This is a genomic window from Arthrobacter sp. B2060 (assembly GCF_059090445.1).
Window position 1 is genome coordinate 166,190 of sequence record NZ_JBNHFR010000010.1, and the last position, 23,005, is coordinate 189,194.

General features: G+C 64.9%; 21 protein-coding genes. 16 read left to right on the plus strand and 5 right to left on the minus strand.

Features of this window, described 5'->3' with window-relative positions; genetic code table 11:
- Nucleotides 1–53: 53 nt before the first annotated feature.
- Nucleotides 54–1,190: a Gfo/Idh/MocA family protein gene (locus AC5RUM_RS17005; protein WP_494036042.1), complete on the minus strand. Its 1,137-nt coding sequence runs from the start codon at nt 1,188–1,190 to the stop codon at nt 54–56.
- A 251-nt stretch (nt 1,191–1,441) separates the two neighbouring features.
- Here AC5RUM_RS17005 and AC5RUM_RS17010 point away from each other — a divergent pair, with 251 nt between their 5' ends.
- The 12 genes from AC5RUM_RS17010 to AC5RUM_RS17065 all read left to right on the plus strand — a co-directional run bounded on the left by AC5RUM_RS17010 (nt 1,442) and on the right by AC5RUM_RS17065 (nt 13,569).
- Nucleotides 1,442–2,755, plus strand: a complete 1,314-nt coding sequence (locus AC5RUM_RS17010; protein WP_494036043.1) for an ROK family transcriptional regulator — start codon at nt 1,442–1,444, stop codon at nt 2,753–2,755.
- A 124-nt stretch (nt 2,756–2,879) separates the two neighbouring features.
- Nucleotides 2,880–3,908, plus strand: a complete 1,029-nt coding sequence (locus AC5RUM_RS17015) for a helix-turn-helix domain-containing protein (RefSeq protein WP_494036044.1) — start codon at nt 2,880–2,882, stop codon at nt 3,906–3,908.
- Nucleotides 3,909–4,148: 240 nt separating this feature from the next.
- Nucleotides 4,149–4,526: a MarR family winged helix-turn-helix transcriptional regulator gene (locus tag AC5RUM_RS17020; protein ID WP_494036079.1), complete on the plus strand. Its 378-nt coding sequence runs from the start codon at nt 4,149–4,151 to the stop codon at nt 4,524–4,526.
- Nucleotides 4,523–5,797, plus strand: a complete 1,275-nt coding sequence (locus AC5RUM_RS17025) for an MFS transporter (protein ID WP_494036045.1) — start codon at nt 4,523–4,525, stop codon at nt 5,795–5,797. Before AC5RUM_RS17020 ends, AC5RUM_RS17025 begins: the two co-directional genes overlap by 4 nt.
- 121 nt (nt 5,798–5,918) lie before the next feature.
- A complete protein-coding gene (locus AC5RUM_RS17030) occupies nt 5,919–6,488 on the plus strand; it encodes a hypothetical protein (protein WP_494036046.1) in 570 nt (189 codons plus the stop codon).
- Between the two features lie 173 nt (nt 6,489–6,661).
- Nucleotides 6,662–7,642 carry a LacI family DNA-binding transcriptional regulator gene (locus tag AC5RUM_RS17035; protein ID WP_494036047.1) on the plus strand — a complete coding sequence of 327 codons (981 nt, stop codon included), beginning with the start codon at nt 6,662–6,664 and terminating at the stop codon, nt 7,640–7,642.
- A gap of 118 nt (nt 7,643–7,760) precedes the next feature.
- Nucleotides 7,761–9,080: an ABC transporter substrate-binding protein gene (locus tag AC5RUM_RS17040; RefSeq protein WP_494036048.1), complete on the plus strand. Its 1,320-nt coding sequence runs from the start codon at nt 7,761–7,763 to the stop codon at nt 9,078–9,080.
- Nucleotides 9,077–10,087, plus strand: a complete 1,011-nt coding sequence (locus AC5RUM_RS17045; protein ID WP_494036049.1) for a carbohydrate ABC transporter permease — start codon at nt 9,077–9,079, stop codon at nt 10,085–10,087. Before AC5RUM_RS17040 ends, AC5RUM_RS17045 begins: the two co-directional genes overlap by 4 nt.
- A complete protein-coding gene (locus AC5RUM_RS17050) occupies nt 10,084–11,028 on the plus strand; it encodes a carbohydrate ABC transporter permease (protein WP_494036050.1) in 945 nt (314 codons plus the stop codon). Before AC5RUM_RS17045 ends, AC5RUM_RS17050 begins: the two co-directional genes overlap by 4 nt.
- A complete protein-coding gene (locus AC5RUM_RS17055) occupies nt 11,025–12,725 on the plus strand; it encodes an alpha-amylase family glycosyl hydrolase (RefSeq protein ID WP_494036051.1) in 1,701 nt (566 codons plus the stop codon). Before AC5RUM_RS17050 ends, AC5RUM_RS17055 begins: the two co-directional genes overlap by 4 nt.
- A gap of 78 nt (nt 12,726–12,803) precedes the next feature.
- Nucleotides 12,804–13,175, plus strand: coding sequence for a VOC family protein (locus AC5RUM_RS17060; protein WP_494036052.1), 372 nt, complete (start codon nt 12,804–12,806; stop codon nt 13,173–13,175).
- A gap of 70 nt (nt 13,176–13,245) precedes the next feature.
- Nucleotides 13,246–13,569 (plus strand): hypothetical protein, encoded by a 324-nt coding sequence (locus tag AC5RUM_RS17065; RefSeq protein ID WP_494036053.1) that lies wholly within the window; start codon nt 13,246–13,248, stop codon nt 13,567–13,569.
- A gap of 5 nt (nt 13,570–13,574) precedes the next feature.
- Here AC5RUM_RS17065 and AC5RUM_RS17070 read toward each other — a convergent pair whose 3' ends face one another.
- The 3 genes from AC5RUM_RS17070 to AC5RUM_RS17080 form a co-directional block, all read right to left on the minus strand.
- Complete coding sequence (locus AC5RUM_RS17070) at nt 13,575–14,939, minus strand: MFS transporter (protein WP_494036054.1); 1,365 nt, start codon at nt 14,937–14,939, stop codon at nt 13,575–13,577.
- Nucleotides 14,940–15,074: 135 nt separating this feature from the next.
- Complete coding sequence (locus tag AC5RUM_RS17075; protein WP_494036055.1) at nt 15,075–16,100, minus strand: restriction endonuclease; 1,026 nt, start codon at nt 16,098–16,100, stop codon at nt 15,075–15,077.
- A 108-nt stretch (nt 16,101–16,208) separates the two neighbouring features.
- Nucleotides 16,209–16,514 carry a nucleoside triphosphate pyrophosphohydrolase gene (locus AC5RUM_RS17080; protein ID WP_494036056.1) on the minus strand — a complete coding sequence of 102 codons (306 nt, stop codon included), beginning with the start codon at nt 16,512–16,514 and terminating at the stop codon, nt 16,209–16,211.
- Between the two features lie 203 nt (nt 16,515–16,717).
- Between AC5RUM_RS17080 and AC5RUM_RS17085 the strand changes: the two genes are divergently transcribed.
- The 4 genes from AC5RUM_RS17085 (at nt 16,718) to AC5RUM_RS17100 (ending at nt 21,152) form a co-directional block, all read left to right on the plus strand.
- Nucleotides 16,718–17,536 (plus strand): HNH endonuclease family protein, encoded by an 819-nt coding sequence (locus AC5RUM_RS17085; protein WP_494036057.1) that lies wholly within the window; start codon nt 16,718–16,720, stop codon nt 17,534–17,536.
- A gap of 423 nt (nt 17,537–17,959) precedes the next feature.
- Nucleotides 17,960–19,030 carry a GmrSD restriction endonuclease domain-containing protein gene (locus AC5RUM_RS17090; protein WP_494036058.1) on the plus strand — a complete coding sequence of 357 codons (1,071 nt, stop codon included), beginning with the start codon at nt 17,960–17,962 and terminating at the stop codon, nt 19,028–19,030.
- A gap of 22 nt (nt 19,031–19,052) precedes the next feature.
- Nucleotides 19,053–20,093 (plus strand): hypothetical protein, encoded by a 1,041-nt coding sequence (locus AC5RUM_RS17095; RefSeq protein ID WP_494036059.1) that lies wholly within the window; start codon nt 19,053–19,055, stop codon nt 20,091–20,093.
- A gap of 54 nt (nt 20,094–20,147) precedes the next feature.
- A complete protein-coding gene (locus AC5RUM_RS17100) occupies nt 20,148–21,152 on the plus strand; it encodes a LacI family DNA-binding transcriptional regulator (protein WP_494036060.1) in 1,005 nt (334 codons plus the stop codon).
- Nucleotides 21,153–21,175: 23 nt separating this feature from the next.
- On the opposite strand, the gene AC5RUM_RS17105 is transcribed toward AC5RUM_RS17100, so the two are convergent.
- A complete protein-coding gene (locus tag AC5RUM_RS17105; protein WP_494036061.1) occupies nt 21,176–22,732 on the minus strand; it encodes a glycoside hydrolase family 32 protein in 1,557 nt (518 codons plus the stop codon).
- Between the last annotated feature and the right edge of the window lie 273 nt (nt 22,733–23,005).

The window sequence follows — 23,005 nt, forward strand, 5'->3', positions numbered from 1 at the left end:
TGCCTTCCTTAAGCCCTGGGCGCCCCATGTGCCGAGGCACACTTGGATGATTTTCATTGCTGCACTCCTTCTAGTTGTTTCACAGCGGGGACGTCGACCCACTCGCCGCCGTTGCTGGATTCGATGATGCTTTCGGTGAGGACGGCTGACCTGAGGCCGTCCCGGAAGGTCGGCAGGCCATCGCGGATATTCCCGTCGATTGCGGCATAGGTATCGGCGACAAATGAGTTGAAGGCATCCTGATAACCCTGCGGATGCCCTGCCGGCAGGACACTGAGCCGTGCCGCTTCGGGGCTAAGCGCGTCCGGGTCCCGGACAAGCAGCTGGGAACCGGCCCGTTTGCCAAGCCACAACGTCTCCGGGGCTTCCTGGTCGAACTGGAGGGTGCTCTCCGAACCCGAAATCTCGATCATCAGGCGGTTTTTCCGTCCAGGCGCAACCTGGCTGACCAGGAGGTTTCCCACGGTGCCGTTCGCAGTCGTGAATACAGCCGCGACGAGGTCCTCGGTCTGGACGTCCTTGTGGGTTGCCCGGCGCGAGAAGAGTGTGCGGCTCAGTGCACTGACCCGTGTTATCCGGTCCCCGCTCACGAATTCGAGGAGATCGCAGAGGTGAGACCCGATGTCGGCGAACGCCCGCGAAGGGCCACCGAGACCGGCGTCCACCCGCCAGTTGTCGTCGTCTCGGGCCAGCAGCCAGTCCTGAAGATAGGACGCCTGGATGGTGGAGATCAGTCCCGTCTGGCCTGATGCAATGCGTTCCCGGGCTTCCCGCACCATGGGGTGGAACCGGTAGACGAAGGGAACGGTCGCGACCGTTCCGGCCGTAGCCGCGAGCTCCACCAGATGGGTGGCATCCTTCACATTGGTAGCCAGCGGCTTCTCGCAGACAACGTGCTTGCCTGCCTTCAGCGCGGCCTCCGCCAGCGCGACGTGGGTGGAGTTCGGGGTGCAGACGTGGATGACGTCGATCGTGTCGTCTTCGATGAGGTTCTGGACCGAGGCGTAAGCGCGCTCGACGCCCAAGCGGTCTTTGGCACGGGCGGCACTGGCAAGGCTCGAGGACGCGATGCCGGCGACTTCCGCGCCGGCAGCACGGGCGGCTCTGCTGTGCACCTCAGCCATGAACCCGGCACCGACGAAGCCGGCCCGTAACCGGGAGGGGGCTGTCGTGGTTCTGTTGTTTTCCATGCCGAAACAGTGACACGCACCACGTGGCTTTAGTCAGGCACCCAGCAAAAGTCTGCACCTTTTGACGCTCTTGGCCGTGGAATGCACACCTAAGTTGCACTTTTTGATGCTGGCGGCATTGACGAGTGGACGGGAACGAGTGGGCACCTTGACACTGAGTGGAGATGAGGCCCCCTCGGGGCCCTGTGAGCCTGATGTTTCAGATCTCAAGCTCACCATTCACCTCTTTCGAGCCCCGAAATGGAGAGACAATGGACAACGGCGGCCCCGGCGAACTTTTGCGGATCCTTCGGGACGGACGCCCGCGAACCAGGGCAGACCTTGCCGGAATAACGGGCCTGGGTCGAGCTGCCATCAGTTCTCGCCTTGAGCCGCTCCTAAAGCTGGGGCTCGTTGTACCCGTGTCAGATGCGGCTTCCACCGGAGGCCGCCCATCGGCGCGCCTGGCCTTCAACCCCAGTGCAAGGGTGGCCGCTGCCGCTGACGTCGGTGCCACACACGCGACCGTGGCTCTTGCGGACCTATCCGGAAGGGTACTCGTGGAAACCACTGAACGACTTGAGATTTCGTGTGGACCGGAAGCTGTTCTGGACTGGCTAACGATGACGCTGACGGGCCATTTGAAAGCGATGAAGCGTCCGGCAACGGACATCGTCGCCTTTGGCATTGGGCTACCCGGTCCGGTAGAACACTCCACGGGAAAGCCGACCAGTCCGCCGATCATGCCGGGATGGGATGGATTCGATGTCCCCGCTTACGTTCAGCAGACCTTTGACGTTCCCGTACTCGTCGATAACGATGTCAATCTCATGGCGCTCGGGGAGCGGGCGACCCGCTGGCCCAAGGAGGACAACATGATCTTCCTCAAAGTCGCCACAGGCATCGGCTCAGGGGTTGTCAGTGGAGGAATGCTGCAGCGAGGCGCGGCAGGAGTCGCTGGAGACGTTGGCCATATTGCCGTTTCCAGGGCGGCAGGAATTCAATGCCGCTGTGGCAAAACCGCCTGCTTGGAGGCCATTGCAGGCGCTCCGGCCGTCGCCGCGCAGCTCCGTGAAAATGGACTCGAAGCCACCACAGGAAACGACGTCGTCTCGCTCGTCCGTTCGGGCGATTTGGCTGCCATTCAAGCCGTTCGGCAGGCTGGCCGCGACATCGGGGAAATGCTCAACATGTGTGTGAGCTTCATCAATCCCTCACTAATTGTCGTGGGCGGATCGCTTGCACAATCAGGAGAACATTTGATCGCCGGTATCCGTGAAACGGTCTATGCACGCTCAACGCCGTTAGCTACCCAGCACCTGAATATCACCCGATCCGAAACCGGGCCGGAAGCTGGAGTGGTTGGGGCCAGCATCTTGGCCGTCGAATATGCCCTCGCCCCACACCGAGTCAATGAGCTCACAACCATGCTGCATTTCGGCGGACACGAAAAGACCGACGATCTGCAGAAAGCGGAACATGTGGCTATCCACCGCATGCTCACCCAAACCAACGGCGGCCATACCGTCGTGGGGGGTGTGGGCACTAGGGCCATCAACGCCCTGATCAAAGATGAGTACAGGTAAAATAGGCATAAGAGCTGAGGTCCTTTCTGGCCAACCTTGTGAGCCCACCGCAACCGATTCCTCAAGACGTAGCCGCCACTCCCATTGCCGCCATGAAACTTCAGCTGGTGAAAAGGAGGATGGCATGCCTCAATCCGCTACCGGGAACAGCGGCCGCCTGCGACGGTATACAGTGCCCGAGGGGCTCAATCCCGAACAAAGGTTCGAACATTGGCGGGCGTGGTATGGCAGTGCCGTCGAAACCCCAATGCGGCTGGAAAAGTCGGCACGCGAGACTCCTCTGTCCTTCAATCCTTCAGCCATTAATCTTGCCGGGCAGGGCTTCAGCCTCATAGAAATGTTCAATGGTCCCGCATTGGGCTCGTGGGCGCCGAATCCCGACACCAGGGATCTGCGCCTGGCCTACTTCCGCAAAGCGCCGGCCCTAACCCTCGCTCTCAACGGCGTGCCTGAGCCAGTACCACAGGGATCTGTCAGGTTCATCGATACCTCGCTGGGCGGCAGTTTCGATGCGCCCGAAGGCTTTCATGCCTTGCAGCTCAACATCGACCGCAGCAGCCTGAATGTGAGCGATTCCGCGCTAGGCTCCCTGCTTCGCCTGCCTGACCTTGCAAAACACCCCATTGTGGGCACTTTCGTAATCCCCGCGCTGATGAGCTGGAAGCGGCCGGGCATCGACCGGGAGGCGGCGGGAACCGCAGACATCCTCCGATCCGTGATGGCCACCCTGGTGGGCTCCCTGCTCGAAACGCCGATCGACGATGAGGCGCAGAAACCGGCCCTAAGTCGGGCTGTGAAGAAATACCTTGACGCCAGCTATGAAAACCCCGATCTTGACGTGGCACTGATCGCCGAGAGGTTCAACCTCTCACGTCGCTCTCTGTTCTACTTTTTCGAGAATGAAGAACTCCACCTGGGTGAGCGTATACGCGCCTTGAGAACGCGCAAAGCCCTCGAGCTGCTCCTTCAGGCCGGCGCCCAAAGGATCACCTACTCAGAAATAGCGACATCGTGCGGATTCACCAATGTGCAAAGCATGCGCCGTGCAGTGAAAGAGTTTACCGGGATGAACGTGAGGGAGATCCATCGATCCGAGCCCGTGGTCCGTGACGCACTGCAACAACTGCGGGAGTCGCTGAACCCCAACATGTAACCGTGCTGGCGGCGACATCCTGCGAGAGCAGAGCCTCACCAGCTGACCAGCAGCGCGAACCGGACCTACAACCCCCTCACTTGCCGCCTGCACCCCGCAGGAGCATAATGGTTAGCGGAGCTAATTAGCATTGCTAAGTAAATTTTGCAGGAGGCGCAACGCACAGTGAGGGAAACGGACCGGGAGCCCAGGGACAGCATCACGCCGGACATTCTCGCCATCGACCTTCGGACAGCGGTGATGCGCACCTCCCGCAGGCTCCGCGTGGAGGCAACCGGGGACGTGATCACGCCCGGCCAGTACACGGTCCTGGCCCAACTCCACGTCAACGGCCCGCAAACCCTCCGCGCACTGGCGGAACGCGAGCACGTGCAGGCGCCGTCCATGACCCGGATCGTCAACGCCTTGACTGAGCAAGGCTTTGTCACGCGGACAGCCCACCCCGCGGACGGCCGCCAGGTCCAGGTGGGAATCACTCCGGCGGGGAAGGATGTCCTGGCTGAGGCCCGGGAACAGCGGACGGCCTGGCTGGCCCAACGCGTGGCCGGACTCAGCGACGAGGACCGCCAGATCCTCAGCCGCGCCGCCGCCATCATGCAGCAGCTGAGCGCCAAATGAGCGCCATGTTCCGGGCACTGGAGAACCCCAACTACCGCATCTGGGCGGGCGGGGCGCTCGTCTCCAATATCGGCACGTGGATGCAACGGATCGCCCAGGACTGGCTGGTGCTGACAGTCCTCACCGACCATTCCGGCACCGCCGTCGGCATCACCACGGGCCTTCAGTTCCTGCCGATGCTGCTGCTCGGCCCCTACGGCGGTGTGCTCGCAGACCGGCACCGCAAACGCCTGATCCTGCTGTGGACACAGCTCGCGATGGGCCTGTGCGGGCTGGCCGTTGGGCTCCTGGTGGTCACGGGCACCGCCCAGCTGTGGCATGCCTACCTGGCCGCCCTGTGCCTTGGACTGGCCAGCGCCATTGATGCCCCGGCCCGCCAGACCTTCGTCTCCGAACTGGTGGGGCAGGACAAGGTGGCCAATGCGGTGGCGCTGAACTCCGCGTCCTTCAACACCGCGAGGCTCACCGGTCCTGCCATCGCCGGTGTGCTGATCGCCTGGGTGGGCACCGGACCGGTCTTCCTGCTCAACGCAGCCAGTTTCGCCGCCGTCATCATCTCGCTGTTCCGCATCCGCACCTCCGAGCTGACCCCGGCCACGCCGGCGGTTCGCGGCAAGCACCAGGTAGCCGAGGGCCTGCGCTACGTGCGGGGCCGGCCGGACCTGACACTCATCCTGGTCATGGTGGGGATCCTTGGTGCCTTCGGCATGAATTTCCCCATCACCAACGCGCTGATGTCCACCGCGGAGTTCGGAGTGGGGCCGGGTGAATTCGGGCTGCTGGGCTCCATCATGGCCGTCGGAACCCTGGCCGGCGCTCTGCTCGCGGCCCGCCGGGCCGGCCCCCGGCTGCGTTTCCTGCTCGGCGGGGCCCTCGGACTCGGGTTCTTCACGCTGGTAGGCAGCGTGTCGCCGTCGTTCTGGCTCTACGCCGCGGTGCTGATACCGGTGGGCCTGGCCTCCATCACCTTCCTGAACAGTTGCAACACCAGCATCCAGCTCTCCGTGGAGCCGCAGTTCCGGGGGCGCGTGCTGGCCCTCTACCTGGCCGTCCTCCAGGGCGGCACCGCCGTGGGAGCGCCGCTCATGGGGTGGATAGGCACGGAATTCGGCGCGCGCTGGTCGGTGGCCGCCGGCGGCGCCATCGTGCTGCTGACGGGCCTGCTCTCTGTCATCGCGGTCAGCCGGCGCAGCCCGCTGACGTTCCGGGCACAGCTCCGGACCGCGTTCCCCGGAAAACGCGACCCGGGCATGAGGATCTCCGACGCCTAGCCCGGTGCCTTCCATAACTGCCGCGGCATGCCCGGGGTGACTGGGATAGGCTCGCTTGGAAGGGGACAGGCATTGGCTCCAACTGTAAGGGGCGGGGAATTCCTTGGATCTACTGGGTGGCATGAGCCGCGACGAACTCCGCATTTCTTCTTGGGTTGCCGCCACCGTCTTCGCGCTGGTGGCCGGCGTCTGGCGTCCGCACAGGCTTCATTGGACTGCGCTTGGTTCCGTCCTGCTCTTCGCGGCCCTCAACGCGGGCGCCGGGATCTACGTCCTGAACCATTTCAGTGATTCGCGCTGGTCTGCAGGGGGAGAACCGCCGCTGAGCGCTCCGTCGTTTTCCGGGACGCCTGTCGTGGGGCAGTTTCTGGGCCCCCTGGACTCCGCCCTGAACGGAGTGGTCGGCGGGGTGAACGACTTCCTGGCATTCAAGCAGGCACTTCCCGTAGCCCTGGACTTCTTTGCTGCGTCCGGCTGGGCCCTGCTGGTGGCCTTCCCGCTTGCCATTCTCGCCGCCGGCATCAGTTACTCCGTGGCTCGGCGCCGAACGGCGGACTTCGAAGAATACCGTGCCACCGTTGACCTGCTCAAAGATGAGCTTGAGCAGGTCAAGCGGCAAATCTCGTCAGGGAATTCCGCCGACACGGCACTTCCTGTGGAGGACAAGGACACTGATGGGCGCCCGGACTGACGCCGAAGAGCCTTGGACCTGTCGCCACCGCCGATGAATCCCCCGTTTACGAAACGTACAACAATCCCGTTCCCCTCCGTTTAGTGTTGGTGCAGCAGATCACGAAACCGATTACGTAAACCGTTTACGTCGCCGTGTTTTGCACACGAACCAGCACCGGCCGAGGAGAAGCAGTGGTAACCATCAGGGACGTCGCCAGGCACGCCGGCGTATCGCCCGCCACCGTCTCGCGGGTGGTCAACGGACTGGTGGGCTACTCCGCCGAAACCCGCGAGCGCGTGGAGGACGCGGTCCGCAGCCTCAGCTACGAAACCGACTATCTGGCCCGCGGCCTGAAAACCCGGCAGACCTCCGTGATCGGACTGCTGGCACCCATGGTGTCGGACGCCCTCGCCTCCCAGGTGATGCAGGGCGTCGAAGCCGAGGCCCAGGAGCGCGGCTACGCCGTGATGCTGGGCCGCACCGGGGCCAAGTCGGCCTATATTGCCGGGTACCTGCGCACGCTCCGCACCTATCGGGCGGCCGGCGTCATCCTCATCTCCGCAGTCATCACGTCCGAAACGCGGCAGCTGCTGGGGCCGAACATCCCCATCATCTCCGTGGCCATCAGCGACAGGTCCGGCTCACCCAGCGTGGCCATCGACGACGAGCAGGCAGCTTACGACGCAACCCGTCACCTGCTGAAGCTCGGCCACCGCCGCATCGGCCTGCTCGCCGGCGACCCCGCCTCGATGTATGTGGCCCAGCCTAGGGAACGCGGCTACCTCCGCGCCATGGCCGAGGCCAAGTGCACCCCCGTCACCGCCACCGGCAGCTTCTTCTACGAAAGCGGCGCCCCGGGCCTTGATGACCTCCTGGCCCAGGAACCGGATCTCACCGCGATCTTCGCAATGAGTGACGAGATGGGCGCAGCCGTGGTGAACGAACTGCAGAAACGGGGCCGCCGTGTCCCGGAAGACGTCTCCGTCCTCGGCTTCGACAACACCTCCACTGCCCTGCACGTCCACCCGCCCCTGAGCACCATGGCCCAGCCGCTCGAGGAGATGGGCCGGATGGCCGTGAAGAAACTGCTTCGCTCCCGCGACCTGGGGCCGAAGATTATGCCGCACCGGCTGATCGAACGCGGCTCCACGGCCCCTCCCGCTATCAACTAACCCGCCCAACCCCCATCCCAACGGCAACAGCCGGCACTGACGCGTGCCGCCGTCGTCGTACTCCCCCATGCCCAAAACCAAGTGCCACAACAGACAGAACCCATTGAAGGAGCAACACATGAGGCAGCGCCGCCGGACCTGGCAGACTCTTCTCACCACCACCGCACTCGTGACGGCCGCAGCCGTCTCGCTCACGGCCTGCGGCGGATCCGCCGCGGAACCCAAGGCCGGCGCCGGCGCCGCCGCGGCGTTCGAAGGTAAGGGTCCCATCAATTACGTCTCCTCCCGCGACGCCTCCGGTGCCGCGCAGAAGAGCATCGACGAATGGAACGCCGCGCACCCGGATGAGAAGGTCACGTTCATCGAGCTCCCGGACTCTGCCGACCAGCAGCGCCAGCAGCTCGTACAGAACGCGCAGATCAAGTCGGACACGTTCAGCGTGCTCAACCTTGACGTCGTGTGGAACTCCGAATTCGCGGCCAACAAATGGGTGCTCCCGCTCCCCGCGGACGCCATCCCCACGGACCGCATGATCCCCGCCACCGTGAACGCCGCGAAGTACCGGGACACCCTCTACGGCGCCCCGTACTACACCGACGGCGCACTGTTCTACTACCGCACCGACCTCCTCAAGGCCGCCGGCGTGGCCGCCCCGCCCAAGACCTGGGACGAGATGAAGGCCGCCTGCGCGAAGGTGCTGGCACTCCCCGCAGCCAGGGGCATGTCCTGCTACGCCGGCCAGTTCGACAAGAACGAGGGCCTCACCGTCAACTTCTCCGAAGCCGTGGCCTCCGCCGGCGGCAGCATCGTGGACGCCGAAGGGAAGCCGACGGTCAACACCCCCGAAGCCAAGCAGGGCCTCTCGCAGCTGGTGGACGGCTTCAAGGACGGACTCTTCCCCAGCGACGCCATCACCTACCTCGAGGAACAGGGCCGCCGCGCCTTCCAGGACGGCAAACTGGTGTTCCTGCGCAACTGGCCGTTCCTCTACTCATCCTTGAGCGCCACGGACGGCTCCAGCGAGGTGGCCGGCAAGTTCGGCATCACCTCCATCCCGGGGACCACGGGCACCGGCGTCTCCACCCTCGGCGGCCGCAACCTGGCCGTCTCCCCGTTCACCCCGAACAAGGCCACGGCCCTGGAGTTCATCAAGTTCTTCACCAGCCAGGAACAGGCCCAGAAGCGCCTGGCCCTCAGCTCCCGCGCCCCCGCCTACGCCGCGCTCTACGAGGACCCGGCCATCGTGGCCAAGCGCCCGTTCTTCCCCACGCTGCTCGAATCCCTGACCAGCGCCCAGCCCCGCCCCAAGGTGGTCCAGTACGGAGCCACCACCAAAGCCATCCAGGAAGAGGCCTACGCCGCCCTCACCGGCGCGAAGGACACGGACACCGCCTTGGCGGACATGCAGGCAAAGCTCGAAGAGATCACCGCAAAATGACAGCCACCGTTACCGCCCCCGCCTCGCAGGATCTGAAGAACCCGCCGACCCGGAACACGAAAAGCCGCACGCCCGGCGAGGGCCGCATGGCCGCCATGCTGCTCTCCCCCACCCTCCTGGTTCTGGCGCTGGTGATCGTGTATCCCCTGCTTTCGGCCATCCACCAGTCCCTCTACCGGGCCGAGTCCGGCTTGGACGCGGACGGGTTCGTCACCGAAGGCGAGGCCTTCGTGGGCCTGGCCAACTACGCGGACCTGTTCGTGGGCGAGTCCGGCCAGCGCTTCCTCAACGCCTTCTCCAACACCACGTTCTTCACCATCACCACCGTGCTGCTGGAAACCGTCCTTGGCCTGTGCCTGGCGCTGGCCATGAACCGGGCCTTCCGCGGCCGGTCCTTCCTCCGCGCCAGCATTCTGGTGCCGTGGGCTGTGCCTACCGCCGTCTCCGGCCTGCTGTGGCGCTGGATCTTCCAGTCGGACGGCATCGCGAACAGCCTGCTGGGCAGCGAAATCCTGTGGACCGCCGAAGGCACCGCCTCGAAGGTGGCCATCATCGTGGCCGAGGTGTGGAAGACCGCACCGTTCATCGGCCTGCTGGTCCTGGCCGGCCTGCAGATCATCCCCGAGGAAGTGTACGAGGCCGCGAGGATCGACGGCGCCGGCTGGTGGCGCCAGCTCGGTTCCATCACCCTCCCGCTGGTCAAGCCCACGCTCCTGGTGGCCGTGCTGTTCCGCATGCTCGACGCCCTGCGGATGTTCGATCTCCCGTTCGTCCTCATCGGCCCCGGAAAGGAATCCGTGGAGACCCTCTCCATGCTCGCCTGGGACGAATCCAACCAGCTCCGCTACGGCTCCGCCTCCGCGTTCGCCGTGGTCCTCTTCCTGTACGTCGCCGTCGTCGCCATCGTGTTCGTGAAGGTGCTGGGCGCGGACATCACCGGAGGAAAGCAGCTCGGCCTCAAGAAGCGCAAGGCAACCCGTTCACAGAAGGCCGAGGCCACCCGATGACCATCACCGAACTCAACAGCCTCGGCACCGACAGCAAGCGCGAAGGCAAGCAGCACGGCGGGAAACGTGCCCGCAAGGCCGGCGCACCGGCGTCGGACGCTTCTCCCGCGCCGAAAAAGCGCACCTGGCGCTCCTACTCCGTGTACGCCGGGCTGGTGCTGGTCTTCGCCTACTGCCTGGCGCCGTTCTACTGGATGCTCGTCTCCAGCCTCCGCCGCACCGCGGACATCTTCGACAACACCCTCCTGCCCGCGCCGTTCTCCCTCGAGAACTACGTGAAGGTGTTCGACGGCTCCACCATGTTCGGCCAGGCCCTGCTCAACAGCCTGATCGTGGCCGGCACCACCACGGTGCTGGCCCTGGTAATGGGCGTGTTCGCCGCCTATGCCATTTCCCGGCTGAACTTCCGGTTCAAGTCCGTGATCCTCGGCGTTATCATTGCGACGTCGATGTTCCCCGGCATCTCGGTGGTGGTGCCCCTGCTGCGGTTCTTCACGGACCTCGGCTGGATCAACACCTACCAGGCCATGATCATCCCCAACCTGTCCTTCGCCATTCCGCTCGCCGTCTGGAACCTGACCACGTTCATGAAACAGCTGCCGTTCGACCTCGAAGAAGCGGCGATGATCGACGGCTGCAGCAAGTGGCAGGCGTTCCGGAAGGTACTGCTCCCGCTGGCCGCGCCCGGCGTGTTCACCACGGCCATCCTGACGTTCATCCACAGCTGGAACGAGTTCATCATCGCCCTCTCGATGATCAACGACCCCACAATCCAGACGGCCACCGTCGCCATCTCCAAGTTCACCGGCGCCACCGAGTTCCAGGCACCGTTCGGCGAACAGATGGCCGCCGGCGTGATCGTCACCGTTCCGCTGGTGATCATGGTGCTGATCTTCCAGCGCCGGATCGTGGAAGGCCTCACCGCAGGGGCCGGCAAATGAGCGGTTCCGGTTCTGCCGCCGGGGCGCCTTTGGGCGCCGCTTCCGAAGAAGCGCACGACGCCGCGTGGTGGCAGTCCGCGGTCATCTACCAGGTGTATCCGCGCTCCTTCGCGGACGGGAACGGCGACGGCGTGGGCGACCTCGCCGGGCTCGCCGCCCGCCTGCCGTACATCGCTTCACTGGGCGTGGACGGCATCTGGCTGACCCCGTTCCAGCCCTCCCCGCAGGTGGACCAGGGCTACGACGTGAGCGACTACTGCGGCGTGGACCCGCTCTTCGGCACCATGGCCGAGTTCGACCGGCTGCTGGATCTCGCCCACTCGCTGGGCCTGCGGATCCTGCTCGACGTCGTCCCGAACCACTGCTCGTCGGCCCACCCGCTGTTCCGGCAGGCCCTCGCTGCGGGCCCTGGCTCGCCGGAACGGGAACTGTTCCACTTCGTCCAGGGCCGCAGTTCCGGCCCGGACTCCCCCGGCGACCTGCCGCCCAACAACTGGCAAAGCGTGTTCGGTGGCCGGGCCTGGAGCCGCGCGGACCCGGATTCGGAAGGCGACAGCCCGGCGGCCGACAGGGAGTGGTACCTGCACCTGTTCTCCTCCGGCCAGCCCGACTGGAACTGGCGGAATCCCACCGTCGGCGATTACTTCGAAGGCGTGCTCCGCTTCTGGTTCGACAAGGGCGTGGACGGCATCCGGATCGACGTTGCGCATGCGCTGTTCAAGGCGGACGGCCTGCCGGACGCGCCGGCCGCCACCGCCGTGGTGGACGGGCTCCGGTCCAATCCCCTGGTCTCGGACCAGGAAGAGGTCCACGAGGTGTACCGCCGCTGGCGGACCCTCGCCGAGAAGTACCAGCCGCACCGCCTGCTGGTGGGCGAGGTCAACCTGGAACCTGCCCGCGCCGCCCGCTACACCCGGGCCGACGAGATGCACCAGGCGTTCGCCTTCGCCTTCGTGAAGCTCGGCTGGGACCCGGCGGCGTGGGCTTCTGTGGGGGCGGAGCTGGAGGCCGCCCGGCAGCTGCACGGCGCCGCGCCCAGCTGGGCGCTGGAGAACCACGACATCGTCCGTTCGGTGACGCGGTTTGGGGGCGGGGCTCTCGGCGCCCGGCGTGCCCGGGCTGCGGTGCTGGCGCTGCTCGGCCTGCCCGGCGCAGCGTACCTGTACCAGGGGCAGGAACTCGGCCTGCCCGAAGTCGACGTCCCGGTGGATGCCCGCGTGGACCCGATGTGGGTCCGCGGCGGGATCACCCGCGACGGAGCCCGCGTCCCGCTGCCCTGGACCGAAGACCCGGCACGAAACCACGGCTTCACGCTGGGTTCCGCCGGTGAACGGGCCGGCTCGCCGTCGGGCTCTCCTGCCCCGCCGTGGCTGCCGCAGCCCGACGGCTGGGGCGGCCACGCGGTCGAAACCCAGCAGCAGGACCCGGGATCCATGCTCGCCCTGGTGACTGCCGCCGTCGGACTCCGCCGTCGGTTGTGGGAACAGGGCGTGTTCACCGCTGACGACGGCGGCACCTGGCGGGTGGAGGCCGGGAACCTGCTGCTCTGCGAGCGCAGCCCGAGGTTCCTCGTCGCCGTCGCGATGGGAACGGAGCCGGTGCCGCTACCGGGCGGGACCGTGCTGGCCAGCGCCGTTCCGTTGGAGCGTGACGGCTGGCTGCAGCCGGACAACGCCGTGTGGGTGCTGCGGGGCTGAGTCCCTGTTGACGGAACCGGCCCTGCAGACCCGCGGGTCACGTTCACGGCCAGCTCACGGCCTGCATAGGATGGTGCCATGTCCAGTCGGATAGCGGCCATCGTGATCGACGCCGTACAGCCGCGCGTGGTGGCCGACTTCTGGTGCAACGTCCTCGGCTGGCATGTGGTCGACGAGGACGACGGCGTCATCAGCATCTCGCCACCGGATGGCTCATGGCCCACAATCGACGTGGTGCCAGTGCCAGAGAGCAAGTCCGTCAAGAACCGGCTGCATCTCGACCTCCGCGCCGACGGCACATCGACAGCCGACGAGTTTGAGCGACTCCTCGGCCTCGGTGCGCAACCCACGGACGTGGGCCAAGGGTCCGACGCAACGTGGGTTGTTCTCAGTGATCCCGAAGGCAACGAGTTCTGTCTGCTCGCCCGCACCGCGCAAGAAGTCCGATGACGACGGCGTAAAGTACGATGCCGGGCGCGGAACCGGGCCGGGCTGTCCGGCGGCGCGGGATAATGGAAGCATGACGGATCAGGATCAGCACCGGGATCCGTGGGAAGAGTTCGACAGGCTCCCGCCCGCGGTGCCCGACCGCGTCGAGGGGATACCCGGAGGTCAACCGCAGGGCTTCGGCTTCCGCACCGGCGTGCGAAGTGCAAGGGTGGCGTTCGGGTTCGCCGTGTACGCCCTGGTCCTCGGAACCCTGCTGGTCCTCGCGGGCGTGATCGTGTTCATCAGCCAGGGGCAGTGGCTGTTAGTCGGACTGATGGTGATGATCGAGGCCGTCTTCGTCTATGCCTTCAGCCGGCTGGCGCGCCAGGCACGCAACCGGCGCCTTTCCCAGTAGTGGCGCTACGCCGCCTTCCGCTCCCGCCACAGCAGCGACACCGCGAACGTCACCGCGCAGAGGCCCAGCATCACCAGCACCATCCGGCCCCAGTTCTCCTGGTTCACTCCGGTGCCATAGAAGATGCCGATCATCACGGTGGCCCCGATGGCACCGACGTACCGGCAGGTCTGATAGATCCCGGCGGCCACTCCCCTGTCCCCCGGCGCGGCGGACACGTACAGGCCTTGGTTGGAGGCGATGGCGACCGCCCCGTACGGAACGCCCATGAGGGCGGTCAGCGCCAGCACCAGCAGGACGGCGAACGACGCCGTCAGCAGCCACAGCGCCGCTGCCGCCAGAGTAAGCAGTACGACGCCGGCGATCAGCACCCGCCGTACGCCGAACCGGTCGATCGCGCGCGCGGCGAGCGGCGTGACGACGACGGACATCGCCGCCAGCGGCAGCATCAGCAGGCCCACCACGCCGGGGTCATAGCCACCGGTTTCCTGCAGCAGCTGCGGCAGGCCGAAGAACGCGAAGTAGTAGACGCCGCTGAACACCGTGAAGCCCAGGTACACCAGCAGCAGCGGCCGGTTCCGGCCCAGCAGCCGGAGGTCCAGGAACGGGCGTTTGAAGCTCAGCTCCCGCCAGGCGAACAGCACGGCCAGCATCATGGCACCGCCCAGCAGCCACCAGCGGAAACCGGGCAGCGCGTCCAGCAGTCCCATGAGCAGCAGCACCATGCCGCCCGTGAAGGCGAGGATGCCGGGAATGTCGGAGTCACGCAGCAGGCTGGCGAGGCTGCCCTGCTCCCGCGCGTGGTCATCCGGCGCGAACCTCCGCACTAGGAGCAGGGCGGCGAGGGCCAGCGGCACGTTTATCAGGAACAGCGCCTCCCAGCCGACCAGGCTCACCAGCAGCCCGCCCACCACCGGGCCCACTGCGGCCCCGGACGTGTTGGCCATCTGAATGCGGCCCAGCGGCCGCGTCGTTGACACGTCCGCCTGCCTGGCCAGTTCACCGACCATGACGACGGCGCTCGGGTACGCCGTCGCGGTTCCCAGCGCCATGAGCGCGCGGGCGATGCAGACGAACACGAAATTGGGCGAGAAGGGAGCCAGCGCGCAGGTCACTGCCACCAGCGCCATGCCCAGCATGAAGAGCCGCCGCGGCCCGAACCTGTCAGCCAGCCGACCCATCAGCGGCTGGCCCGCAGCCGAGGTGATGTAAAAGGCGGTGATCACCCAAGTGACGGTGGCGACGTCGAGCCTGAAATCCTCGCGCAGCACCACCAGGGCGACGGCGATCATCGACGAGTTCAGCGGGTTCAGCGACGTGCCCAGGCTGAGGCCGGCCACGGCGAGGCCCGTGCGGGGAGAGTTGCTCACGCCTTACAGTCTCGCGCATACAAAGGCATCGTTGCCTCAGGCTACGACGTAACCTTCGTCAGGTCGGCGTCCTTGACCGCTGGGAAGCCCGGGCTTGTCCCGCGGGCAGCGTTCACCAGATTGGCCAGAACCGCATCAGCGCCCCTCATTGGCGCGGTCAACTACATACACCTGGCGGAGAGGCATCCGCGTTTTCCATCGCGGCGGCAACTTCTCGTAATTAGTAAGGGTGAGTTCAACGACGTCTGCTCCAGTCAGCAAGCGCAAGTTCTGCCGTTCCCGCTCATAGCCCACCGCGTCTTTGCTAAAGCTGCCGAGACAAACGAACAGGGCGAGTTCGCCATGTGCGAGCGTTCCACTGAGCCTCTGGACATCGGGCCGGGACTGCTGTGCACTCGTGTGTTTGCACTGCACCTTGATCAGCGGCGGCTCGAGCCCCAGCGAATCCTTGTGCGCAATGACGTCGATGCCACCGTCTGACGAATATGGCGTTACGCGCGCCTGATAGCCGATCGCCCGTAAAAGGTCGGCCGTGAAGTGCTCAAATTCCTCATGGGAAAGCCCTTCGAGCAGCGTTTTCAGGATGAAGTCGTGCGTGAACTGGTCCAACCTCGCAGCGCTCGGTTCCGTCTCTATCCATTCGTCAACGGCCTCCGCTTCCACAGCTTCTGGCGCTCCCCGTGGCACGGTTTCCGCACCAGACTCTAAGAAGTTCTCGAAAACATGGACATTCTTCTTGACTCGGAACAAGGTGAGTGCCGAACCGATTTCATACAAGGCCTTCTGGGGGAAGAGACCACGAGAGACACCAGTCTTTATCCACCGGACTGATCTCCGGTGCGGATGTACCGGCACATCTTGGCGGTATGTGTAATCGCCCGTGACGATGCCGAAGTTGAGAGTGCCGTCAGGACGATAAGGTGCTATGACGATGTCACCCTGTTTAATTTCATGCGCGAAACGTAAGAGGATCCCGGCCCACACGGGTATTGCCCCGGATTTTGCCTCCGGATAGGCCTTCTCCAGCGCCTTTTTCAGAAGTTCTCGATCGTTGCCTATAGAGCGAATATCAGGAATTTCCGCCCACCCGATGCTGATGAATCCATGGTCGAGTAGCTCGTTCGATAAGGCGTCATTGTGGATGCCCCACATTGCGACCATGTCGGTGTCTCGCTTTCGTGAGTACTGCGTGTTCTGCTGGATCAGCCTATCGTCAGGGACACACCAGCACGACGAGCCAGGGTCGCTCGCGGTCTGCGCTCTCGCATATCACCACCTCTCCAACCAGATCCGAGCTGCGAATCCCCCGCGCTGTGCTCTTTTCGCTTCGGCCCGCAGTTCCACGTCAGGCATCTCATGGCCTAGATTTCTGACAATGGTCGCTAGTACTTCGAGCACGTCAGCTGCCTCTTCCAGCCGGTCAGCGGGAGCCGCCCCCTGAAGTTCACGAGCCTCTTCAAGGAGTTTCTCGAAAAGACTCTCTAGGTATTCGTCCTCTTCCAGTATTCGAGTATCAGGTTCAATCCCCTCGGCTCGCATGATTTCCGGTATTCCGTCCCTAACCAGCTTGCCCATAAACATTCTCCTTTCGAGATACTTTAACGATGACGTTTTACTCGGCACATTCGACGGCAGCAACGGCGTGGCGCCTAGCTATCTTGATGGGTGCAAACACACGAACCTACAAATTCGCTCTGGGGGCGTCGCTCCTTGACTATGCCAAGGAAGGACGTACAGCGGTGACCTTACGCGACCTGGCCGAAGGTTACGCCCGAGTCATGGTCAAACACGCAGCGGTGGCCCCTCAGGCAAGAATATCGGGAGCCTTGGCACCGGGAGACTTCCTCTCTTGCGTTCGAGAACAGGCTGAAGAAACTCTCTTGACGGGTTCACCTACAGAAGCTCTCGTCGAGGCGGCCGTTCGTTCTATGCCCGGCATGGTCATGCAAAAGTTTCACAACCTGAGGGGCGGCGTAGAGGTTCCCCACCGCTTTTACAATCTCAGAGCGAGCGGGCCCGAGGTTGTGGTGGAATTCACCGACTCTCTGATGGCTATAGCCGGTTCTGAGGAGGCGCATAATTTGGGTACAGAACTCAATGCCCGTTGGCAGATCGTAGAAACTTCCTTCGAGAGCGGTGTGGGGCTGAGCCTGATCGGCGAAGGGCTAGGGATCGATCTTGTTCTTGGAACGCTCGTCGAAAAACGACGTCGTAGGCCCGTTGCTGGACTGGGCCCGGCTGTCATCGGGTTCCAGCACGGTCGCTGCCTAATCTGCAATGACCCGATTCCAGAAGCGGATCGTGTAGCGATAGACCATGTCTTCCCGTTCTCGCTCATGAAGCGAGGAAGTCTCGTAGCGGATCCTTCGCTGGATCTCGACTCCGTATGGAATCTCGCTCCCGTGCATGCGGCCTGCAACGGCCGGAAAAGCAATAGGCCTCCAACGAGGGACGAGATATACAGACTCGGACACAGAAACGAGGCGATAATGCTGTCTCCCCACCCGCTCCGGCGCACTCTGGAATTGTCACTTTCAGCCAGAGGGTTCCAGCGGAAACCTGGAGCGTGGTACAGATTCCTGGAAACGGTCATCTAGCATAGAGAGCCGCCCCTAGGTCGCTTGTTCCCCACGCATTCAGATGCGACGACGCGACGGGGGGTACGCCATCTCCGTCTTGGCGGCGTCAGCGCACGAGCGACGCAGACGAACACGAAGTTCGGCGGCAGAGACAACCGCCCGCGCAGGACACCAGCCACCCAATGAACAGCCACGGCGGCCCGAAGGTGTCAGCGAACGCCCTTATCAGCGACTGGGCGGCGCCCGAGGTGATGTAGAAAGCGGTAATCACCAGCTGACCGTGGTGACGTCGAGCCGGAAATCAATTGCATTTCTGCAGCGAACTCGATGAAACCCTCGCCCCATGCGTTCATGATTCAGGGCTATTGCAGCCGTCTGCGGCGGAGTACGATCCGGGCACAACCACAACGTGCAAAGGTCGGCATTGCGATGAAGCGAGCTATGAAGCACTGGACCGTGTTGGCGGCAGCCATCTTCCTGGCGTTCAGCGTGAGCGGAACTGCCAACTCCGCCCAGCCGCTGCCCGGCGCGACAGACGGAACCAGCCAAAGCCCCGCCTCGCTCCTGACTGGGTACCCGTTCCCTGGATACACCACCGGCCAGGCCCTGCTAAACACCTTGGTCAGGCGGACGCCGGCGGGTCCTGAATTCCATGAGTCCGCATTTGAATACCCGGTAGTCGGAGCGGACGGGTGCACTACCCGGGAACGCGTCATAATCGCCGGGGCCAGCGACCGAACACTGGCCTCACCCTGCATGGTGCTCAATCCCCAGTGGGTATCCGTATGGGATACCACGGTCTTGGTAAACCGTGCTGAGGTAGATGTTGCGCACATGGTTCCCCTGAAAGAAGCCTGGTACTCCGGGGCGTGGGCGTGGACAGCCAAACAGCGCCGCGACTTCGCAAATGACCTGTCCAACAGCATTTCACTGAGGGTCCTGACGGCCACAACGAACGAAGAGCGGGGATCGTCGGACCCTGCCGACTGGTGGCCGCCCTACCACGGCGCCCACTGCAACTACGCCACAGATTGGGTGTGGGTTAAAGCCCGATGGAACCTCAGCGTCGATCCTGCCGAATACGAGGCGCTCATGACACAGCTCGACGAGGCCCACACCAATATCTGCCGCGACAAACCCGTCGACGTTCCGCCGCTCGGCCTCACCCCCGGAGTCGGCCCGGCGGCGATTATCGGAGGCATCGGTGCTCCGTCCGGGACGCTGTACAGCCTGGTCAGCGTCCAGGCATATAACGCGGACCATAAGGTCGTGCGGGAGACCCAGGTCCGGGTGGAGGGAATCTACGAGCTGACGGGCCTGCCGCCAGGCGACTATACAGTCAAGTTCCTCGGCGGGACGAGCGGGACGTCAGACCAGTGGTATAGCGACCAAGGCCCGGGCGGCCCGCCCGAGGTAATCACTTTGACTGCCGGCAGTATTGCCAGCGGAATTACGGTTGGAATGATCGCAGCCCCCGGCTCAGCGGTACCGTCTTTGGTGGCCGGACAGTAGTGCTCGCTGGACGATGGCGACAATGAACGGCGAGGCCGGCGGACTCCGCGACCTGGTGACAGAGCTCCTCAGCCTGTGGCTGCTGCTGGCCGTGTTCCTCGACGGCTGGGCGCACCTCAACGTCCCCGGCCTCGAGACGTTCTTCACGCCCTGGCACGCCGCCCTCTACTCCGGCATGCTCGCCACGGCGGCGTGGACCGCCGTCGTGATCTTCCGGAACCGGGCGCCCGGGCAACCATTGCGGCAGGCCTTTCCGCCCGGCTACCGCGGAACAGCGGCCGGGGTCATTCTCTTTGCCACCGCCGGCGCCTTGGACCTGCTGTGGCACGAACTGCTGGGCCTCGAAGTGTCGCTGGATGCCCTGGTCAGCCCCACCCACCTGCTGCTCGGCTTCAGCCTCTTCCTCATCCTGGGCACCGCGGTGCGGAGCGCCCGCGCGGCCGGGCCCGCCCGGAACTTTGCGTGGACCCCGGCGGCGCTGTTCGCCGTCGTCCTGCTGACCGGGCTGGGAGCGTTCTTCCTCATCTACTGCTCCGCCTTCGTCCGGCCGGGGCCGACGGCCCTCTTCACGCCGATGCCGGTGGGTACGCCCGGCCGCATCCAGGCGGAACTGCCGGTGGTCGTCAGCCTGACGAGCTACCTGCTGACGACGGCCCTGATCATCGCGCCCTTCCTCTTCACGCTCTCGGCCACCCGGCGCCCGGCCCGCGGGATTGTCACCATGCTGGTGGCGGCGGCGGCCTGGCTGCCCGTCGTGATGGTCGGCCTGCAGCCGTACGCGATCGCCGGAGCAGGCGGCGCCACTCTGGCGGCGTTGGTGGCCGACCTGCTGCTGCTCCGGCTCCCCGACGACTGGCTGAGCAGGCGCCTGCCTGCGGTCACGGCGGCCATCGCGGCGCTCCTGTGGACAGGCCAGCTCGTCGCCTTCGCGGTGACGGATGCGATCCGCTGGCCGCCTTCGCTCTGGCTGGGGGCGGTGGTGCTCAGCGCGGCGGCGGCCGCGGGCCTGGCCGGCCTCAGCTCCTGGGGCCCGGCGAGTTCCGCGCCGGACGCCCGTCTGTAAACTGGCGAATGCGGCGCGAAACGTTCGCGTAAAGATTCACCGAGGGCGGCAACGATGACGACGATGGTAAAAGTGGCCCAGCTGGCCGGCGTGTCCATCTCCACCGTTTCGCACGTCCTGAACGGCACCAGGCACGTCGGCGACGAGACCCGGCAGCGCGTCCTCAAAGCCATCGAGGAAACCTCCTACCGCCAGGACGCCCTGGCCCGCGCCATGCGGCGTTCCCGGACCGACAGCATCGGCCTGATTGTTTCCGACGGCGGAGAGCCGGCTTTCGCCGAGATGATCCGAGGCGTGGAGGAAACCACCGCCAGCCAGGGCATCACCCTCCTCCTGGCCAATTCCGCCGAGGACCCGGAACGCGAGGCCCGCGCCGTCCGGGCACTCCTGGAGCGCAGGGTGGACGGCCTGATCCTGGCCCGCGCCGCCGGCTCCGGCCCGGAGGCTCTGGCCGAGTTCGCCAACCAGGACACGCCGCTGGTACTGATGGACCGGCTGTCCGAGGAGACCTTCGACCAGGTGGGCGTCGAAAACACCGCGCCCATCAAGGAACTGGTCCAGCACCTCACCTCGCAGGGACACGACCGGATATTGCTGGTGGCCGGGGACACCCGGGTGTCCACACTGCGGGAACGGCACAGCGCCTTCCAGGACGCCATGACGGCAGCCGGCATCCCGCCGTCGGACCAGCTCACCGTCACCGCCGCCGGCCAGGAAGGGGCCGACGCCGGGATAGAGGAAGCGTTGTCAGCATCCGCGCCGCCCACCGCAGTCATCGCATGCAGCACCGTGCTGGCCGCGGCCGCGCTGCGGCGCATCCAGCAGCGGGGACTTCGGATGCCCGACGACATCGCCTTCGCCACGTTCGACGGCTTCGCCTACGCGGATCTGTTTCAGCCCCAGCTCACCACCGTCCGCCAGCCTGCATTCCAGGTGGGTGCCACCGCCGCCGAGCTGCTGACCAAGCGCATCGCCGACAAGTCGGCCGAGACCTCCGTTGTCCGGCTGTCGCCGACCATCGAATACCGCGCCTCCACCGGCCCGCTCCCGGCGTCCTAAAGGCCGGGGCCCGGGCTCAGCAGCTAGATGGGGCTGCCGAACTCGCGGATTCTAATTCCGGTGAAGTCCGCCGGGCCGCCGTCGGCGTAAAACGAGATACCGGTGTCGACGTCGGCGAAATGCACTTGCTGCGACAGCACCGTGTGCCCGGCGTTCACGAACACTTCGACGCTCTGTGTATCAACGAAGATGCGCAGGTGCACCGATCGCGCGTTGGCGTCAATAGGTGCGGCAGCACGCGAGTAAGGCGCGAGCGAGTAGCCGTTCTGGTCTGAGGGCGCACGGTCGACGTAAAGCTCGCCGCCGTACTTGCCAACGTTCGTATGACGCAATCCGTCTAGGGAGCGGCCGACCGAGACCCCAACATTCGTAGCCGCGTCCCATGAGATGTCGAGCTCGAGCTCGTAGGCGCGCCCACTCCACGGCAGCACGGAACTGCCGTTGACCCTGTGCTCAGGGAACGTGGTGGTCGCGGTGACGTAGCCCGAAAGCGCCTCAACGGGGGCGCTGAGCAGGCTGTACCAGCCGCCCGATTGGTGCTCGAGCCGCAGTTCCCGCACGATCGAGTTCTGCCCGTTGTACCCGTCGGATGCATCGGTGGGTACATCCCGGGCCGCGTACTTCCAGTTGTTCATCCAGGCGATTGCAAGGCGTTTTGTCTCTGGCGCCTCGACCGATGGCCACGTGACAGCTGCGTACCAGTCCCAGCCCCAGTCGAGCCACTGCGGTGTGAGGTTGTCGGCGATAAACGCCGTGCCGTTCCAGGCGCCAGTCCAATACGCATAGGTCATCGGTAGGCCAATGCTGTAGGCATCCATGCTCGCGCCGAGTACCCAATGCCGTGTGCCGTCGCCAGCGATCATCTCGAACAGATCGGGGCACTCGATCCCGCCGAGGGCATGGTTCGGGTAGTCGAAGTTGGATTTCCACTGCCAGTTCCGCAGGTCCGGCGAGGTGTAAAAGGCCGCGTAGCGTGCCCGTCCGATCACGCACACCCATTCGCTGCGTACCTCGTCCCAGTGGATCTTGGGGTCGCGAAACCACTCTGCGTTTTCGATCTCGGCTGGTGTCGTGGCGGTGCGGCCGTCGGTGTTGGCGATCACCGGGTCAGGGAGGGTGGTGAAGGTGTAGCCGCCGTCGGTTGACCAGTAGAGGTACTGCTCCTGATACTTGCGGATCCCGTCGGTCGGCTGTGTCGCGAGTGCGATCACCGCCCCGGCGCCGAAGCCAGCGGTGTTGGCGGCGTCGACGACGGCCGATCCCGACCACACCGGGAAATCGGGCTGCAAGGGCATCACCACGCCCTGGTGGGTGAAAGACACGCCATCACTGGTCGTGGCGTGGTCCCATCCGCCCGGGCCATTATTCTGCCCGGAGTGCAGGTAGTAGAGCTGATAAGCGCCGTTGGTATATACGGGGCGCTGCGGGTCGCACAGCCAGCCCGAGGGCGGAGTCATATGATAGACCGCCCGCAGGGATGACTGGGCGTGCGCTGCCGGTACGGCGCTGCTGGCAAAAAAGGTAAGGGCCCCGACGCCTGCACCCTGCAGGACAGTGCGTCGTGAGGTTTCGTGCCTCATAAATTGGTTTCCTCTCAAGGTTCGGCGGGCGCCATAGCCAGCTGAACGTGGTGGTAGCGGACGCGCATCGGGCTGGGACATGGGAAGGTCCCGGGCAGCAACAGTGCGCGATCTTCGGGGTGAGAAACGTCGACCGGTGTCCCTGAAAAATGCCGTCCGCTAAATGTCGACGGGCTGGGACTCACCGGTTACGCAGGACGATAGTCGGATTCGGAGGCCATGGTCAAGCGTTTAATCACGAGTTTTTTACTTTCCCAGAACGGCCCGGTGCAC

Excerpts from the sequence above, each read along its gene's own strand:
- AC5RUM_RS17005 (WP_494036042.1), bottom strand. The coding sequence starts at position 1,190 with ATGGAAAACAACAGAACCACGACAGCCCCCTCCCGGTTACGGGCCGGC.
- AC5RUM_RS17010 (WP_494036043.1), top strand. The coding sequence starts at position 1,442 with ATGGACAACGGCGGCCCCGGCGAACTTTTGCGGATCCTTCGGGACGGA.
- AC5RUM_RS17015 (WP_494036044.1), top strand. The coding sequence starts at position 2,880 with ATGCCTCAATCCGCTACCGGGAACAGCGGCCGCCTGCGACGGTATACA.
- AC5RUM_RS17020 (WP_494036079.1), top strand. The coding sequence starts at position 4,149 with ATGCGCACCTCCCGCAGGCTCCGCGTGGAGGCAACCGGGGACGTGATC.
- AC5RUM_RS17025 (WP_494036045.1), top strand. The coding sequence starts at position 4,523 with ATGAGCGCCATGTTCCGGGCACTGGAGAACCCCAACTACCGCATCTGG.
- AC5RUM_RS17030 (WP_494036046.1), top strand. The coding sequence starts at position 5,919 with ATGAGCCGCGACGAACTCCGCATTTCTTCTTGGGTTGCCGCCACCGTC.
- AC5RUM_RS17040 (WP_494036048.1), top strand. The coding sequence starts at position 7,761 with ATGAGGCAGCGCCGCCGGACCTGGCAGACTCTTCTCACCACCACCGCA.
- AC5RUM_RS17045 (WP_494036049.1), top strand. The coding sequence starts at position 9,077 with ATGACAGCCACCGTTACCGCCCCCGCCTCGCAGGATCTGAAGAACCCG.
- AC5RUM_RS17050 (WP_494036050.1), top strand. The coding sequence starts at position 10,084 with ATGACCATCACCGAACTCAACAGCCTCGGCACCGACAGCAAGCGCGAA.
- AC5RUM_RS17055 (WP_494036051.1), top strand. The coding sequence starts at position 11,025 with ATGAGCGGTTCCGGTTCTGCCGCCGGGGCGCCTTTGGGCGCCGCTTCC.
- AC5RUM_RS17060 (WP_494036052.1), top strand. The coding sequence starts at position 12,804 with ATGTCCAGTCGGATAGCGGCCATCGTGATCGACGCCGTACAGCCGCGC.
- AC5RUM_RS17065 (WP_494036053.1), top strand. The coding sequence starts at position 13,246 with ATGACGGATCAGGATCAGCACCGGGATCCGTGGGAAGAGTTCGACAGG.
- AC5RUM_RS17075 (WP_494036055.1), bottom strand. The coding sequence starts at position 16,100 with ATGGTCGCAATGTGGGGCATCCACAATGACGCCTTATCGAACGAGCTA.
- AC5RUM_RS17080 (WP_494036056.1), bottom strand. The coding sequence starts at position 16,514 with ATGGGCAAGCTGGTTAGGGACGGAATACCGGAAATCATGCGAGCCGAG.
- AC5RUM_RS17085 (WP_494036057.1), top strand. The coding sequence starts at position 16,718 with ATGGTCAAACACGCAGCGGTGGCCCCTCAGGCAAGAATATCGGGAGCC.
- AC5RUM_RS17090 (WP_494036058.1), top strand. The coding sequence starts at position 17,960 with ATGAAGCACTGGACCGTGTTGGCGGCAGCCATCTTCCTGGCGTTCAGC.
- AC5RUM_RS17095 (WP_494036059.1), top strand. The coding sequence starts at position 19,053 with ATGAACGGCGAGGCCGGCGGACTCCGCGACCTGGTGACAGAGCTCCTC.
- AC5RUM_RS17100 (WP_494036060.1), top strand. The coding sequence starts at position 20,148 with ATGACGACGATGGTAAAAGTGGCCCAGCTGGCCGGCGTGTCCATCTCC.
- AC5RUM_RS17105 (WP_494036061.1), bottom strand. The coding sequence starts at position 22,732 with ATGAGGCACGAAACCTCACGACGCACTGTCCTGCAGGGTGCAGGCGTC.